This is a genomic window from Rhodococcus sp. NPDC057135 (genome assembly GCF_042670865.1).
Classification (GTDB): domain Bacteria; phylum Actinomycetota; class Actinomycetes; order Mycobacteriales; family Mycobacteriaceae; genus Rhodococcus_F.
Window position 1 is genome coordinate 1 of record NZ_JBHUUU010000024.1, and the last position, 15,438, is coordinate 15,438.

The following is a 15,438-nucleotide window of genomic DNA, read 5'->3' on the forward strand; positions in this document are numbered from 1 at the left end:
GCTCGCAACCGAGCGCGGCCGATACCGTAAATGAGGAATACCCAGACACAATCTCAGGTGCTGAACTCACTCGTAGACTCAGTCGGCCTACTTCGCGCAGCCACTCTCCTCGAACGCGAGCTTGGACGTATATTGCCCGTCCGGCAAATACTGTCCCATCACGGCCTTCTCGTCGCCGGGCGTCTTGGTATCGTGCGCGGCGTGACTGAAGTCTTTGGCCGGCAACATGTTCCGCATGATCAAGAGGGAATCGTCGAGATGCCCTGCACCATCACCGGCCGGCGAGAGCGAAAGCCAGGACACCCCACATTCCTTCGTAGCGTTTGCGGGTCGGTCTTCAGGCAGCGACGCGACAATCGTGTAGCGACCCTCCGCATCAGTGGCCATCTGCTCGTCGAACAGACACGTCGCTACCTTCGTCGTCGCCAGCGATTCATTGCTGCACATCGACCAGAACCGCATGTCGACTGCGCTGTCGAGGTTCTTTGCGCCGGTTGTCGTCTTCGGAGTCCTCGGCAACTCTCCCCGAAGTACTAAAACATCGCCGAACCCACGGTTGACTTCGGCTGTGACGTAGCTGTTGTCGATGTTGGAGTACTGCCCGCCCACCCGCTGAGGTGTGCCAACGCATTTGCCGAGATAGGTACAGCCGAGCGTGAACTCGGCGCTGTAGTACGCCCGCCAGACTGGTGCCTGCTCGGAAGGGAATGTCGCAGGCTTGCCCGGTTGGTCACGCAATGCCTTGTACGTGTCCAACGGCAGCGAAGCCGGCTTCAAGATTCCGTTGTCCGCACCGACCGCTGAACACAGATCCTGCCCCCGCAGCACCTGACCACCGGGAAGGTGCAGCTCTGGCTCAGGCAGTCCTACGCCGCCGGTGAGATCACGCCCGTTGTCCGGCAGGTAGATGCGATAAAGCAGGCTTATCCGGTCCTGACCTGGCACACCGGCATACAAGGTGTTGGGTTTCGGCTCAGCAGGCGAGGCCTCGTTGAGGACGGAAGCCGTGTACGACCTGGCACCTTCGTTCGCTCGATCGGCACCGGGAAGATAGGTATTGCGCGAGCCTGCGTCCGGAGCAGTCGAAATGTCATTGAGGACGGCGGTCGGCATAGCGGTTGCTGCGTTGTACGAGTTCAACGACTGATAGCGCGCATGCGCATACTGCCCTCGGATAACCAACTCGGCATCCTCGGGGATTGTGAACTGCGCCGCCCAATAGATCGCCGCGGTGTCAGGAAATGCGTAATTGAGCTGGGGGTCCGCGCGCTCGGGATTGATCGGCACGGACCAGAAGCAGGTTGACACCGGATGCTCGACGTCCGGTCCGCCGGATCCAAAAGCGGCAGAACCCGATTCGGATCCGGATCCGCTCGACGAACCGAAATCGACAGATCCGAATGCCGGCGCGGCAACCGCGGACCCAGCCCCGGCAAATACAGTCATCGCGCTCAGCGCCACCGCAGCTACGAGTGTTCTTGATGAATGCATCGCGCTCCTTGTTAGATAGCTGACAAACAGTGATAGAACGATCAATAGCGAGTACTCCCGGTCCAACGACGAGAGTCCGTCACGAGGTCCGTACTCCGCACTACTACTTGGTGGGTTGAAAGTTGTTCGTCAAGGCGTCGCGAATCGCGTCGGTGTCCGACTGAGACCAGTTCTCGGGGTGCAGGATCTGCGCCCACATGTCCGCTGCCTCGGCACCGTAGTTGTGTCCATGACCAGGCGGGACGTCAGCCGAGAAGACCATGTCGAGTGTCACCTGCCAGAACGTCACGAACGGTATCCACGTCATTCCCGGATCGACATCACGGCCGAGAGGCTCGGCAAGCCAGTCCGGTTTGTTCAGAAGCAGGTCGAAGGACCACCAGACGATCGGGTCGCTGGCATGCTGCCAGTACACGACGCGAGAGTCGTTCCACGGCGCATCCAGTTCGAGATCCTCCGGATAGGCAGCGAAACGGATCGACTGCCCGTCGTCGATCACCGGCACGGCTTCCTGTGAGCCGGAGTCACGACTGCCCGTGATCTCCTGCCATTGAGCGGTGAAGTTCGGAGTGCCCGACCACAACGCCCCATCCACACGTGTCGCCATGTCCTGTGCTCCCGCGAACGCGGCCTGTCCCCCGTACGATCCGAGGCTCTCGCCGAAAACGACAAGCTTGGGGCGCTTGTCGAGCGGCAGATCGATCCACTTCGCGTAGACAGAGTTGAACAGCGCCCGGCCTGCGGCCATCGGGGTTTCGCGGTCGGCGATGAATGCCAAAGGGCTGGGAAGGAACGAGTACTGCATCGCCGCGATGGCGGTGTCGCCGCCTTGGACGTATTCGAAAGCGGACGCCACGTCGTCGTTGACCCAGCCGCGGCCGGTGGTGGTCACCACTGCCAGGACGGCACGGTCGAAGCCGCCGGTGCGCTCGAGTTCGTCGACGACCCGCTGTGCGACGCCGTCGACGGAATCGGACGACTCGCGGCCGGCGTACACGCGGATGGGTTGCTTCGCGTCTCGGCCGGTCACCGCGGCAATCTTGTCCGCAGACGGCCCGCTACCCATGAAGGTACGTCCTTCCTTGCCCAGTGAATCCCATGCCTCGGCAGACATCGGCGAACCACTGCGTTCGGCGATCAAAGGCTGGTCGATACCATCCGGTGTGTCGTTGTCCGCGCCGGAAAAACTCCAGTTCGCGAACGCGATGAGCCCGTTGTAGAGGGCGCCGTTGACGACGAAGATCGCCAACGCGAAGACGACGACCAAACTTGCGACTTTCGCCGCTTCCTTGGGAACAAACCGCAGAGCAACAGCAGCGAGACTTCTGGTGAGATACCGCAGACCGCGAACCGCCTCGAGCAAGATCAACCACACCGCTATCGAAATCAGCAGCACCAGAAGATAGTTCGCCCGGTTGACGCGAGGTGCCTCGACCAGATCACGGACGATCTGCTGCCACCACGAACCCAAGATCAGAAAGAGAGGTACCGATATCACTGCCAGAACGGCGAGTACGGCCCAACCAATTCTCTTGATCCGATCCGACCATGTCGGTTCGACTCCGCATTTGCGGATCATCCACGCCACGCTCACACCGATGCCGTACCCCGTGGCGACGGAAATACCGGTTGCCACGCCCTGCAGGTACCACGCGCGCGGTAAGAGGGACGGGCTCATCGAGAGGACGAAAAACACCAGACCGACAGACAGCCCGACCGAGTGCAACGTCTTGCCATAGCGCCGCACACCTTCCCACACACGTTTCATGCCGGAATCGTAAGCGCGCCAGGAAGATGGAATGAGCCTCTCATCCCTTTCGAATGAGGCGCGAACGACGTCGACGGGAATTGTTCGCTATTCCGCGGGTCCGGGCTCAATCGAGAGCTATGAGCCTGCGCTGCTCGACGCCGTTTCGCAGAACTCGAAACAGTGCTTGCCATTGCGTCGCGCCCCACCGACTACTTGAAGTCGGTGGGGCTCTCGAATGGGAGTTCGAAACGATCAAAACGTCGATCGCGGGCGCACAGAAGTCGACCCCTAGGGAACGTAGCCACGATGGGACTCACAATCACATATCGGTCTACATCAGCTGGTTCGCGATCTGCAATGCCGAGTCTTCGGCCGCATCCAAGGCAAGAGACTGCTCTGCAGTGATGTTGTCGCACAGCCAATCCCAGTGCATCGTCACCACGGCGCCCTGGACGGGCGTCGCCGCGAGTGAGCGGCCGTCTACGCGCCATCGCACTCGCTGCGTTACCGGCGTGCCGCGTGCGAGTTTCTCACCGTCGAACTCGAGCGGGGAGGAAATCACCAACGCGTGCTCCTCGCCGACGTCCTCGACCACTCCCCATCTGATCCGGCAATTCTGGAGGACCGACAGTGGGACCTCACCGCGCTTCCGAAGCAGTTTGACCCACGGATACACCAGAAGTACGTGAAAGCTGTGGTGAGCGAGCGCGCGGTCCCGATCCCCGAGGACGGGGAGGAACCCGGTGTTCTCGCGTTCACCGAAGGCTGTTCTCAGGTGCTGCAACAACTTCCCCGAATCGAGAGAGTCGAGGAGATCACCTCCCACCCAATAAGCTTCGATCACTCGCGAATCCAGGGGGTCGTCGATGCCCGCACTTACGGCCAATGCCTCGAGGTACGGCCACGCACCGTCGAATTGACGAGCGCGGTCACGGTCGCCACTCGCCGAGATGCCGTGGGCCTGTCGAAGCAGCACCGAAGGATCGTCGGGTCCGCAGTAACCCAACTCGTTCGGCGGATACGCGTAACGAGCGAACAACACCGGCCCGTCCATACCGACGGCAGTCATCAGCAGATCCGCGGAAGTTGTTCACCCGCCGGCAAATCCACTACCCGATTGCCTCCCAATGCTGTTCGCGCCACCACCATTCCGCGATGTTCGGCCACGCACTCTCCGATCACGGCAGCTCCCACACTCAGGGGATTGGCGCGCATCGCTTCCAGAACTCGGTCGGCATCTTCGCGTGGAACAAAAGCGATCAACTTGCCCTCGTTTGCGACGTACAACGGATCCAAGCCGAGTAGCCCACAGGCATCGCGCACATCAGCGGGAATCGGCAGATCTCGCTCTACCAGCGCAATCCCGATGTTCGACGCCTGAGCGATCTCGTTGAGGGTCGCGGCAACTCCGCCCCGGGTAGGGTCGCGCAAGACATGGATGTCGACGCCGGTGGCAATCATGTCGGCGACCACGCCGTTCAAGGAAGCGCAATCACTGCGCACCTCGGTCCCGAATTCGAGACCTTCGCGACAACTCATCACGGCCACTCCGTGAACGCCGATGTCGCCGCTGACCATCACGACGTCACCTTCTTGTGCGCGGGTGGGATTGATGTCCACACCATCGGCGACAATCCCGATTCCCGCGGTGTTGATGAAGACTCCGTCGCCGTGACCGGCATCGACAACCTTGGTATCACCTGTCACCAGTCGGACGCCGGCAACGTGCGCGGCCTGCCCGAGTGCCTTCGCGATTCCCGCGATGTCGGTCAGCGCCGTCCCTTCCTCGAGGATGAATGCCGTCGACATCACCAATGGCTGCGCTCCCGCCATCGCCAGGTCGTTCACCGTTCCGTTGACAGCAAGGTCACCGATCGTTCCACCGGGAAACACCATGGGTTTCACGACGTACGAGTCGGTCGAGAAGGCGAGCCGCACCCCGCCGACGTCGAATACGGCCGAGTCACCGAGTTCTGCATCGGAAGCGCTTCCGAACGAGGGCAGGAACAGATGCTCGATGAGCTCGGCGGACATCGCTCCCCCACCACCGTGCCCCATGACGATGTTCGGCGAATCACGCAGCGGCAGTGGGCAGACCCACGCCGACAAATCCACGACCGCGGTCTCCTCAGCCGGCATGACCCGCCTCCTGAAGTTCCAGGCGCCGGTACAGGTAGTACGCAGCGCACGCCCCCTCGGACGACACCATCGTGGCACCGAGTGGATTCCGCGGAGTGCATTCCTTCCCGAAGGCACTGCACTCGTGTGGCTTGATCAGACCTTGCAACACTTCTCCGGAACGGCAGACGCTCGACTCGTCAGTATGGATATCGGTCACCGAAAAACGCTCTTCGGCATCAAAATACGCATACTTCGGTGCCAACTGCCAACCGCTGTCCGGGATCGATCCGATGCCGCGCCATGTCCGATCCGACACCGCGAACACGTCATCGAGCATCGCCTTCGCTGCGGTGTTGCCCTCGGCGGTGACGGCACGGGCGTAGGCATTTTCGACCTCGTATCGACCCGATTCCAACTGCAGCACCGTCTTTCTGATGCCCTCCAGCAGATCCAGTGGCTCGAATCCGGTGACGACGATCGGGACCTTGTACTTCTCGGCCAGCGCCGGGTACTCCGACGTTCCCATCACACTGCACACATGCCCGGCCGCCAGAAATGCCTGCACGCGGCACTCTGGCGAGTCCATAATCGCGGCCATCGCCGGCGGGACCAGAACATGCGAGACGAGTAGCGAGAAGTTCTCGATACCCAGGCGATTGGCCTGATAGACGGTCATGGCGTTGGCCGGCGCGGTGGTCTCGAACCCGATCCCGAAGAACACCACTTGCCGGTCCGGATTCTCCTTGGCAATAGTCAGTGCATCCAACGGTGAGTACACCACCCGCACGTCGCCGCCGGCGCTCTTGATCCGGAACAGATCCGACGAACTCCCCGGAACTCGCAACATGTCCCCGAAGGAGCAGAAAATGACATCGGGTCTTGCCGCGATTTCGAGAGCTTTGTCGATGATCTCGAGCGGGGTGACGCAGACCGGGCATCCGGGTCCGTGGATCATCTCGATCTGTTGCGGAAGTAGTTGATCGATGCCGTGTCTGATGATCGAATGTGTCTGACCACCACACACTTCCATGATCGCCCATCGCCGTGTGGCCAGTGCGCGGATCTGATCCAGCAGTTTGCCGGCCAGTTCCGGATCGGAGAACTCGTCCAGATACTTCATGATTCTTTCTCCTTCGGTTCGATCCCCGCGGCCCGGGCAGCCCTTTCGAACCCGTCACCGAATTCCTCTTCGAGTACACCGAGGTGCTCGAATTCCGCCAGCGTGCTGCGAGCGGATTCCTCGTCGAGTCGCTGGATGGCAAATCCGACGTGCACCACGACGTACTCGCCGACTTGGGCGCCCGGAATGTACTCGAGGCACACTTCTTTTCGGACGCCACCGAAGTTCACCACCGACATCGTCGTTCCGTCGCGTTCCTCCAGGGACTCGATACGTCCCGGTACGGCTAGGCACATGGCACAACTCCTGACCTCATGACGAACTCCCGACCAGCACTTGGCCGTAGGCGAGACCGCCGTCGTTCGGTGGCAACTCCAGTCCTGTCAGCGGCATGAATCCAGCGGCTCCGAGCAGAGCACACGCCCGAACGAGCAGGAGAGGGTTCTGGAAGACACCTCCGGTGAGTACTACCTCGTCCACTCCCGCCAATTCCCGACCACGAATTGCCCACTCGAGCACCAGGTGCGCTACGGATTCGTGAAAACGGGCGCCGATCACTTCGGCGGGCACCTTCTCCCGGAGATCGCGGGCAACAGCCCGAATGACCGACCGCGGATCTGCAGTCCACGAATCGTCGTCCGACTGCACCTCGTCGAAGGTGTACCGCGAACCGGCGCTGTCGACTCCCCTGGAAACCCCCTCCAACTCGATGGCAGCCTGCGCTTCGTAGTCGACCCGCTGCCGGACCCCGGTCAGTGAGGAGACTGCGTCGAACAACCGCCCCATGCTGGAGGTGTCCACACACCCGAAACCCGTCTCCAACTGATGAAGTAGGACCGCCTGCTCTCGGGGCGGACAGGCTGCCACGGGCGCGAGGTCGGATTCCCAGTCCAACCCCGCATGCCACAGGTGGGCGAGCGCCATTCGGTACGGCCGTTCCACTCCGGCATCGCCACCGGGGAGCGGTACGTATCCCAGATGCGCGAGACGACGATAACCCTTGTACGTCGCCAGCAGTAGTTCCCCTCCCCACACTGCGCCGTCCGCCCCGTAACCGGTGCCGTCGAACGCTATTCCGAGAACTGGTTCGCTCCCGTCCCGGCCGTTCTCCCCCATCACGGCAGCCACATGTGCGTGGTGATGCCCGACGACGCGCACCGGTCGGTCACCACTACGACTGCGAGCCCACGAGGACGAGTGATACCGCGGATGCTCGTCACAGGCAATCTGGTGCGGCGCTACTCCCGTGATCGATTCGAAGTGACTCTCCGACGCAGCAAAACTGTCGATAACAGCAAGGTCGCCCATGTCTCCGATGTGCTGACTCGGCCACACATATCCGCCCTCTGCAAGACAGAAGGTGTTCTTCAGGTCGGCCCCGACCGCCAAGGTAGGCGGTACGTCGAACGGCGCGGTGACGGGCAGCGGAGCATATCCGCGCGAGCGACGAAGCAACTGTCGTCGGCTGTCCACTATTCGCATCACCGAGTCGTCACACGGCATCAAGATCGGACGGTTGTGCGTCAATACCCCGTCGGCCAACTCGCCCAATCGATCGAGATCGTTGTCGGAGTACAGAATCGGCTCTCCACCGATGTTCGCCGATGTCATGACCAACACCGCCGGGCCCGCAGCATCTCCGGCCAAACCCAGAAGAAGGTGCTGAATCGGGTTGTAGGCCAGCATGATTCCGATATCCGGAATGCCGGGCGCAACCGAGGGCGAAAGCGCATAGCCAGACGCTTTGGCAACCAGCACTATCGGACGCTCGCGCGAGGACATGGCATCGGACTCGGCATCCCCGACCGCACCCAGCTCTCCGGCTTCTCGCACATCTCGCACCATCACCGCCAGCGGCTTGCTTGCTCGATGCTTGCGTTCACGCAATTCGTTGACCACGCGATCATCGTGGGCATCGCAGGCCAGGTGGAACCCTCCAATCCCCTTGACAGCAAGAATCTTCCCGTCTCGTAGTAGCGATCGGGCTCGTAGCAGTGCGGCCTCGCCGCTCACCTCGTCCGTGCCCCGTTCCACGAATGAGAGCGTCGGACCGCACTCCGGGCAGGCAATCGGTTGCGCGTGAAACCGCCGGTCCGAGGGATCCACGTACTCCGCCGCACAGGTCGCGCACAACGGGAACCGTTTCATCGTCGTGGCGGCCCGGTCGTAGGGCAGCGACTCGATGATCGTGAATCGTGGACCACAATTGGTACAGGTGATGAAGGGATGACGAAATCGCCGATCGCTCGGATCGGTCAGTTCGCGGAGACAGTCGTTGCAGATCCCGACGTCGGCCGGCGCCAAGGTTCGCCCGACCGACCCTGCATCCGTCTCGATTATGCAAAACCCCTGACGACCTACCGGCCGCGAGTCCTCGCGCTCTACCGACTCCACCCGGGCGAGCGGTGGGGGGCGGTTTCGCACCTGAGCGACAAATGCGTCGATTGCCTCTCCGTCGCCTTCGACGTCGATCACGACACCGAGCGCAGAATTTCCTACCGAACCCGAGAGTCCCAGCTCGGTGGCGGTCGCATGGACGAACGGCCGGAATCCCACCCCCTGGACTACGCCGCGAACGATGACACGGCAGGCGATCATCATGTCCCGACCTCGCCCGTACGAGTATCGGAGTCGTCGATCTCACCGTCATGATCACCACGGCCCATCAGTTCGAGGCCGGCCCGAGCGCGGCGTGCTCCCTGCTCGTCGACCTTCTCGACTGCAAAGCCCATGTGGATCACCACCCAGTCACCTGCCGTGACGGCGCCTTCGTCGAGCATTCCGATGTTGACCTTGCGTGGTGCACCTTCCACGTCGACGAGGGCGAGTTGACCGCCGTATCCGTCCAGTAGTTCGCGTACCCGTCCCGGAATCCCCAGACACATGACTCACACCTCCGGCCCCAATGTGGTGGCATCACAATCCACGTCGATCGACCGGACGAGTGCCATCACCGCAGAGGCGGCTTGCCCGACCGAATCACGCATCTCTGCACTCAATCCGATTCCGTCGCCAGTCGATTTCGCGTGTGCCCCCACCACGAACGTCCGCGGGAGTGTTCCGCCGAGGGCCTGCAGACTGGCAAACACCGAACTCGGATGCATCGAGTGCGCGTCGAAACCTCCTTGCGGACCTTCACTTTCGGGGTCCACTTCGATGATCGCGAGCTTCCCCGGAACTCCGGTCACCGGTAAGGCGTCGATCAGCACCAGCGCGTCCCACGACTCCAACAAGTCGTAGGCCAGATGCACGCCCCGAATCCCGTAGTCGACCAAGCGAGCTCCCGACGGGAGAATCTCATGCTGCAGCGCCCGAACAACTTCGGGGCCGAATCCGTCGTCTTCGAGAAATATGTTTCCGACACCTGCAATCAGCACGCGCACAGCGTTTTACATCTTCCGCATTCGCAGATAACGCTGGATGTCCGGCATCGACACCACCAGAACGACCGCGGCTGCGATCGCGGTGGCGCCGAGAAGTGCCGTCGACAGCAATCCCATGTTCCTCATGGCGAGTTCTCCTCTCGATAGCTGTGAAGTCCGATAGCTCTGAAGTACGTCAACTCGCGCTGTCTCGCGGAATCGGCTCTATCTCGTCCGGCGCGAAGTACAGGTAGCGGCCGTACCAGTTGTGCAGATCGGCGGCCGGATCGTCCAAGAGTGTCACCCCAACATGAATGTCGCCGTCCACGTCTTCATGAATGGTGGCGACGTGGGCGATCCGGCCGTCGAAGAACAGGTCCTGAGCATCGGCGCGACGTGAGGGGTGAAGCCGAACTGTACTTCCACCAGAGACGCGGACGCCGTTGATCAGAACTGCGTCGGTGCGTGGTTGAACACTGGTGTCGGCTTCCGGGGTCCACCAGTCCACGCCGTCAGGCACCTCGGGTATCAGATCAGAACCGGCGTGCGGATCTCGCAGCACACCGTGCAGGCCGGCTAGATCATCGTCCGTCAAGCGCTCACATCGGTCGATGATGTCGGCAGCTTTGGAGTCGGTTGCCCGCGCCCGCGCCTTTTCCTCGTCGGTCATGGCGAGGATTCTCAGGGTGAGAATTTCGTCGATCTCCGTCGAATCGAAGAGAGATCCCTCGCTTTGCGGCGCAATCTCGGGAAAGTCGTACAAGATGATCGGTGACACCAGAACGGTGGGCGACGTACCAGGGTGAGAGGGGTCCTCGGTCCCCGCAAGCACCGGATAACAGCGATTTTGCCGCAGCGACTCCGAGTGATCTGCGTCTTCGAACAACGACAGGAACCTCGAGCCTGTGCAGTGCACAATGACGTGAGTGCCGAGCATCGATTGCGCAGTGGCCGTGCCCTTGTCCCTTGCGTCGACGCTCGTGGCGTTCATGATCTTCACGGAAATCACCGTGCGTCCGCCCCCGGCGGAGGCGCTCACTGCCAAGAAGCCATTCACCGGAAGCCGCGTCCGAACGATCCGTCCGACCACCCTGCCCCGAGAGTCCGACAAAGTCTCTCCGTCGACAACCCCCGCCGCACAGAAGGTTTCTTCGACGCCGGCCTCGAGCTCGTCCAGACCCCACGGACCCAACACGATCTCGGATTCGGTGGCTTCGTCCCACGAGATCGACTCGCGCTCGTCGACTACCAACCGATCGACCGGGATCCACGCGCCGCCGGCACCGAGTCGTTCAACCGTCCGCGACTGGTGATGCAGAAATCTCACAGTCGCAGTCACTTCGACGGGTTCGGCAGCAGGGCCCCTCCCCTCGAATTCGCCGAGCAGGCATTGGGCGGACATCGACGGTTCCTCGCCGACTCCGACCTCGGCGGCGCCTGGCGGTCCGAGAACCCCGAACTGCCAACGGGATTGATTCTTCGCCGAGCCGGCCCGGTAAGGGTAGAGAAGATATCCCTCGTACAGGACAGCGTCGGCCACGGCCCGAACGTCGTGATCCATCTCCGTTCGGGTCATCGCTGCACCTGGCTCGCCGTCAGCAACTGCCGCACGGCTGAATCGAGGTCCGTGAGGCCGTGAGCTGCCTTGAATCGCACGAGATCGGCAATCGTCTCATGGTCGAGGCGTACCCAACCAGAGGCCGGATAATGCGTGGCCATCAGCTGTTTCCACACGTCGACCGGCAATTCGTAGGCAGCAGATCTGTCCCACGGGATCTGCTGGACCGAGAAACCGCGCTGCCCGTCGGTGAATACGGTTCCGCTCAGTAGAACCACGATCGGAATCGTTCCGTCACCGAGTGCGTGCAGGTACTTCGACGCCGTCACCGAGAAGTCGTACGTACACGCCATGGGTAAGGCCGCGACCGTGGTTCCGGTGAATCCTTGAACGACCGTGGAGCATTCCATCCACAGGAAGGTGCGCAGAGTGCTCGACCAACGCTCCCGCGGACCGAAGAGATCGCGCAGACCTTCGCCTTCCGCGTCTGAGTACGGCCGGCGGTGCGGTTCGATTCGAACCTGCGCGCGCAGAGCCACCGCACGGACGGTCGCGCCGGTGGATTCCGACATCCTCAATCTCACCGTCAGATTCGGCGTAACCGCGTACGGTTCCACCTCCACGTCGTCGACCGAGAAGTCGAGAACAGTCATGCCGACCTGCTTCGCGCCTCGACGCGCCCGAAGAACTCGTCCACTGCGCGTGCGGCATCCTGGCCACCGTCGAATCCGCGCCACACAGTGCGCAACCGTCCCACCAGTTCGTAACAGGCGTCGATGGGAACAACAAAGCATCTCGGCGATTGTCCTGACGTGGGCACCGACACGATCAACGCCTCGACGTCGGCCCGCATCTGCGAAAGCCCCGGATTCTCCGCGAGCACAGTCTCGAACGAGTCGATGGGCAACTCGGATTCGGTAGCTCCGGCCGGCCCCGGGTAGAAGACTATGTACTTGTCGAGGAGTGAGTTTCGAAAGAAGAATGCCAGGCCGACGGGGATTTCCAGAGACTCCCACCGGCCAGGTCCGAGGTCGAAGTTCGGAAATTCGAGATACCGATCGGGAACCGCCTTGTATCGAAGGTCCGCGTCGACCGGCGCAAAAAGTAGATAGCAGGGACGGCACACGCACATCAGGCTCCGGACCTGTGCGTCCACGACGTGTTGGTGTTCGTCGCCTATGCCCGCCGCACACATCTCACACCGCGGTCCGGTCGGAACGGCACGCGTCGAGGCGATTCGTGTGAGCACCTCTCCCACAGTGACTTTCATGACCGGGCTGCGTTCACGGCTAGGTCACCGGTATCGCTGAATCGTCAGCAAGCGCGACCGAGAGCACCCCGTCGCGAATCAACACCGGCACAGGCGCCAGGTGCTCGGAGCCGGTGCCCACCCGCGCTCCCGCTCCGTACACACTGAAATGGGCAGAGCACGTCGGACAGGTGAGGACGGCGGCGTCTCGGGCAGGTCGGCCCATCATGCGTTCGAGCACAGCCCCCGCCATCGAGTGCTCACACACCGGGCAATGGTCGCGATACGCGTACAGATCGTCACCGGAGCGACAGACCAACAGATCGGTGCCCGATACCCGGAACCCCGCGACCTCGCCCACGTCGACTTCGGCGAATTCGGGGACCTCCACCCAGTGCGCACCTCCCCCGTCGGCGTGTACGTGCGAGAACAGGGACTCGACCGAGATCACACCCGACTTCACCTCGTGCGGGTCGGGTGTTTCGACGTCTATTCCGGTGGTCTCGGGTGCCGCCGCCTGCACCGCATCCTGAACGGCGGTTTCGAGGGTGACCGAGGACGAAGGACAGCTGTTACAGCTCCCGAGCAGCCGTAGTCGCACCACGCCGCCCGCCACCTCGATCAGTTCGACGTCGCCGCCGTGCGAACCGAGGTACGGACGGACGCTGTCGAGCGCAGTGCGGACGCGGGTCTCCACGTCGTGCGGGTGAAGTCCGTGCACCAGTAGCAGGCTGGACACCAGATCGTCGCGAACCATCGCATCCATCGTGGCCGGATTCGCCAGCGCGACGGTGCGTTCGAGTGCTGCGCCGTACAACTGCACGACCTCACGCACCAGTTGCTCGGCGCGATCTTTGGCCACCGGGCCTGCACCGGCATTGGCCTGCAACAACGTCTCGATACGCTCACCTGCTCCGCGCCAGTAGTCGGCCGATTGTTCCATCGATCACTCCCCGGTCACGGACTGCGTCGGCGAGTGCAACTTCTCCAGGGTCTTACCGCCGCCGAGGTACATGTGGACGCCGCACGGCAGACAGGGATCGAAACTGCGCACGGTCCGCATGATGTCGATGCCCTTGAAGTGATCTCGATCGTTCTCCTCGAAGATCGGCTGACCCTGCACGGCATCCTCGTACGGACCGGGGGTTCCGTAGCTGTCGCGCGGGCTCGCGTTCCACGGGGTCGGTGGGTACGGGTGATAGTTCGCGATCTTTCCGTCACGAATCACCATGTGATGTGAGAGAACTCCGCGGACGGCTTCGGTGAATCCGCAGCCGATACCCTCGTCCGGGACCTCGAACGACTCCCACGTCTTGGTGCGGCCGGCACGGATCTCGACAAGCGCCTTCTCGGCGAAATGAAGGGCAGCGGCCGCTGCGTACGCCTGGAAATAGGTTCGCGCACGGTTCCTTTCGAGAGTGTTGCTGCCGTGTTCTGGAATGTTCCACTCCAGCGAGACCGGACCCTTCAACGCTGTTTTCGGAAGATTGATCTTCACACTGTGCCCGGTCGACTCGAGGTATCCGATGTCGACCAGGCCGGCAAGAGCGGTGCTCCACAGACGAGCCAATGCTCCCCCGCCGGTGTCCAGAGCGAGATTGTCTTTTCCGTCGAACCATCGCGGTGACATGACCCAGCTGTACTTGTCCTCGAGGTTCCGCTTCTGCGGGTGGGGATTGGTGTGTTGATTCCACGGGTGCCTGCGATCGACCGGGTTACCCAGCGGATCGGTTTTGACGAACATCTCCTGATCACTCCAGTCCTCGTAATACGAGGAGCCCAGCATGATTCGGATACCGAGGTTGATGTCCACCAGATCTGTTGTGACCAGCTTGCCGTCGACAACAACACCGGGAGTGACAAACATCTTCCGGCCCCAGTCGGTCATGTCCTTGTACGAGAAATTGCAGTACTCGGGGTCTTGGAACGAACCCCAACAACCCAACAAGGTCCGCCGCAGGCCTACCTTTTCGTAACCAGGCAGCGCCTCGTAGAAGAAGTCGAACAGGTCGTCGTGCATGGGCACGACCTTCTTCATGAATTCGACGTACCGCATCAGCCGCGACATGTAGTCCGTCATCAGTTCGATCGTTGCGACCGTGCCGACGCCACCGGGATAGAGCGTCGACGGGTGGACGTGCCTACCCTCCATCAGGCAGAACATTTCACGGGTCGAACGCGAGACTTGCAGCGCCTCCCGATAGAACTCACCCGTGAACGGATTGAGGGTCCGCATGATGTCGGCGATCGTGCGATAACCATGCTGATCCTCGTGCGGGCAGCGCGTGTTCTCCGCCTGCGCCAGCACACCGGGATTCGTCTCGGAGACCATCTTCTCGCAGTAATCGACTGCGACCAGATTCTCTTGAAAGATGTTGTGGTCGAACATGTACTCGGCGGCCTCGCCGAGATTGACGATCCACTCGCCCAGATGCGGCGGCTTGACGCCGTACGCCATGTTCTGTGCGTAGCACGAGCACGTGGCGTGATTGTCACCGCAGATGCCGCAGATACGACTGGTGATGAAATGCGCGTCGCGCGGGTCCTTCCCCTTCATGAACAGGGAATACCCACGAAAAATCGACGACGTGCTGTGGCACTCCACCACTTCGCGATTGGCGAAGTCGATCTTGGTGTAGATGCCCAGACTGCCGACGATTCGGGTGATGGGGTCCCACGCCATCTCGACAAGACCGTCGCGGTCCGCAGTCGAGGTGGGTTCGGGAACGATGGCCGTCATTGCAGTGCCTCCCAGAGACGTTGCTCACGAACTGATTTGAATGTATC

The 15,438-nt window shown here is 61.8% G+C and carries 15 protein-coding genes; all 15 read right to left on the bottom strand.

The genetic code is table 11. The features are described from left to right. Positions 1–87: 87 nt before the first annotated feature. The 15 genes from ACFT1A_RS29665 to ACFT1A_RS29735 all read right to left on the bottom strand — a co-directional run bounded on the left by ACFT1A_RS29665 (position 88) and on the right by ACFT1A_RS29735 (position 15,391). A complete protein-coding gene (locus ACFT1A_RS29665; RefSeq protein ID WP_378449929.1) occupies positions 88–1,491 on the bottom strand; it encodes a hypothetical protein in 1,404 nt (467 codons plus the stop codon). Between the two features lie 103 nt (positions 1,492–1,594). Then, positions 1,595–3,259, bottom strand: a complete 1,665-nt coding sequence (locus ACFT1A_RS29670; RefSeq protein WP_378449930.1) for an alpha/beta hydrolase — start codon at positions 3,257–3,259, stop codon at positions 1,595–1,597. A gap of 313 nt (positions 3,260–3,572) precedes the next feature. Continuing rightward, the gene (locus ACFT1A_RS29675) at positions 3,573–4,310 is read right to left on the bottom strand and encodes a DUF6390 family protein (protein WP_378449931.1); all 738 of its coding nucleotides are present in this window, start codon (positions 4,308–4,310) and stop codon (positions 3,573–3,575) included. Then, positions 4,310–5,380, bottom strand: coding sequence for a hydrogenase expression/formation protein HypE (gene hypE / locus ACFT1A_RS29680; RefSeq protein ID WP_378449932.1), 1,071 nt, complete (start codon positions 5,378–5,380; stop codon positions 4,310–4,312). The genes ACFT1A_RS29675 and hypE overlap by 1 nt, the downstream gene beginning before the upstream one ends. After that, on the bottom strand, positions 5,370–6,482 hold the full coding sequence (hypD, locus tag ACFT1A_RS29685) for a hydrogenase formation protein HypD (protein WP_378449933.1): 1,113 nt from the start codon (positions 6,480–6,482) through the stop codon (positions 5,370–5,372). The genes hypE and hypD overlap by 11 nt, the downstream gene beginning before the upstream one ends. Continuing rightward, positions 6,479–6,778: a HypC/HybG/HupF family hydrogenase formation chaperone gene (locus ACFT1A_RS29690; RefSeq protein WP_030535597.1), complete on the bottom strand. Its 300-nt coding sequence runs from the start codon at positions 6,776–6,778 to the stop codon at positions 6,479–6,481. The genes hypD and ACFT1A_RS29690 overlap by 4 nt, the downstream gene beginning before the upstream one ends. A 16-nt stretch (positions 6,779–6,794) precedes the next feature. After that, positions 6,795–9,083: a carbamoyltransferase HypF gene (gene hypF, locus ACFT1A_RS29695; protein ID WP_378449934.1), complete on the bottom strand. Its 2,289-nt coding sequence runs from the start codon at positions 9,081–9,083 to the stop codon at positions 6,795–6,797. Further along, positions 9,080–9,367, bottom strand: coding sequence for a HypC/HybG/HupF family hydrogenase formation chaperone (locus ACFT1A_RS29700; protein WP_378449935.1), 288 nt, complete (start codon positions 9,365–9,367; stop codon positions 9,080–9,082). Before ACFT1A_RS29700 ends, hypF begins: the two co-directional genes overlap by 4 nt. Positions 9,368–9,370: 3 nt before the next feature. Then, complete coding sequence (locus ACFT1A_RS29705) at positions 9,371–9,865, bottom strand: hydrogenase maturation protease (protein ID WP_378449936.1); 495 nt, start codon at positions 9,863–9,865, stop codon at positions 9,371–9,373. 6 nt (positions 9,866–9,871) lie between these two features. Next, positions 9,872–9,991 (bottom strand): DUF6893 family small protein, encoded by a 120-nt coding sequence (locus ACFT1A_RS29710; protein ID WP_374227973.1) that lies wholly within the window; start codon positions 9,989–9,991, stop codon positions 9,872–9,874. A gap of 49 nt (positions 9,992–10,040) precedes the next feature. Further along, positions 10,041–11,420, bottom strand: a complete 1,380-nt coding sequence (locus ACFT1A_RS29715; protein WP_378449937.1) for a hypothetical protein — start codon at positions 11,418–11,420, stop codon at positions 10,041–10,043. Then, a complete protein-coding gene (locus ACFT1A_RS29720; protein ID WP_378449938.1) occupies positions 11,417–12,055 on the bottom strand; it encodes a DUF6084 family protein in 639 nt (212 codons plus the stop codon). Before ACFT1A_RS29720 ends, ACFT1A_RS29715 begins: the two co-directional genes overlap by 4 nt. Then, complete coding sequence (locus tag ACFT1A_RS29725) at positions 12,052–12,672, bottom strand: DUF5947 family protein (RefSeq protein ID WP_378449939.1); 621 nt, start codon at positions 12,670–12,672, stop codon at positions 12,052–12,054. Before ACFT1A_RS29725 ends, ACFT1A_RS29720 begins: the two co-directional genes overlap by 4 nt. A 19-nt stretch (positions 12,673–12,691) precedes the next feature. Continuing rightward, positions 12,692–13,594: a NifU family protein gene (locus ACFT1A_RS29730; protein WP_378449940.1), complete on the bottom strand. Its 903-nt coding sequence runs from the start codon at positions 13,592–13,594 to the stop codon at positions 12,692–12,694. Between the two features lie 3 nt (positions 13,595–13,597). Beyond that, positions 13,598–15,391: a nickel-dependent hydrogenase large subunit gene (locus tag ACFT1A_RS29735; RefSeq protein ID WP_378449941.1), complete on the bottom strand. Its 1,794-nt coding sequence runs from the start codon at positions 15,389–15,391 to the stop codon at positions 13,598–13,600. Between the last annotated feature and the right edge of the window lie 47 nt (positions 15,392–15,438).

What these genes read in the sequence shown, in the direction of transcription:
- ACFT1A_RS29665 (WP_378449929.1), bottom strand. Translation starts at nt 1,491, where the DNA reads ATGCATTCATCAAGAACACTCGTAGCTGCGGTGGCGCTGAGCGCGATG.
- ACFT1A_RS29670 (WP_378449930.1), bottom strand. Translation starts at nt 3,259, where the DNA reads ATGAAACGTGTGTGGGAAGGTGTGCGGCGCTATGGCAAGACGTTGCAC.
- ACFT1A_RS29675 (WP_378449931.1), bottom strand. Translation starts at nt 4,310, where the DNA reads ATGACTGCCGTCGGTATGGACGGGCCGGTGTTGTTCGCTCGTTACGCG.
- hypE (WP_378449932.1), bottom strand. Translation starts at nt 5,380, where the DNA reads ATGCCGGCTGAGGAGACCGCGGTCGTGGATTTGTCGGCGTGGGTCTGC.
- hypD (WP_378449933.1), bottom strand. Translation starts at nt 6,482, where the DNA reads ATGAAGTATCTGGACGAGTTCTCCGATCCGGAACTGGCCGGCAAACTG.
- ACFT1A_RS29690 (WP_030535597.1), bottom strand. Translation starts at nt 6,778, where the DNA reads ATGTGCCTAGCCGTACCGGGACGTATCGAGTCCCTGGAGGAACGCGAC.
- hypF (WP_378449934.1), bottom strand. Translation starts at nt 9,083, where the DNA reads ATGATGATCGCCTGCCGTGTCATCGTTCGCGGCGTAGTCCAGGGGGTG.
- ACFT1A_RS29700 (WP_378449935.1), bottom strand. Translation starts at nt 9,367, where the DNA reads ATGTGTCTGGGGATTCCGGGACGGGTACGCGAACTACTGGACGGATAC.
- ACFT1A_RS29710 (WP_374227973.1), bottom strand. Translation starts at nt 9,991, where the DNA reads ATGAGGAACATGGGATTGCTGTCGACGGCACTTCTCGGCGCCACCGCG.
- ACFT1A_RS29715 (WP_378449937.1), bottom strand. Translation starts at nt 11,420, where the DNA reads ATGACCCGAACGGAGATGGATCACGACGTTCGGGCCGTGGCCGACGCT.
- ACFT1A_RS29720 (WP_378449938.1), bottom strand. Translation starts at nt 12,055, where the DNA reads ATGACTGTTCTCGACTTCTCGGTCGACGACGTGGAGGTGGAACCGTAC.
- ACFT1A_RS29725 (WP_378449939.1), bottom strand. Translation starts at nt 12,672, where the DNA reads ATGAAAGTCACTGTGGGAGAGGTGCTCACACGAATCGCCTCGACGCGT.
- ACFT1A_RS29730 (WP_378449940.1), bottom strand. Translation starts at nt 13,594, where the DNA reads ATGGAACAATCGGCCGACTACTGGCGCGGAGCAGGTGAGCGTATCGAG.
- ACFT1A_RS29735 (WP_378449941.1), bottom strand. Translation starts at nt 15,391, where the DNA reads ATGACGGCCATCGTTCCCGAACCCACCTCGACTGCGGACCGCGACGGT.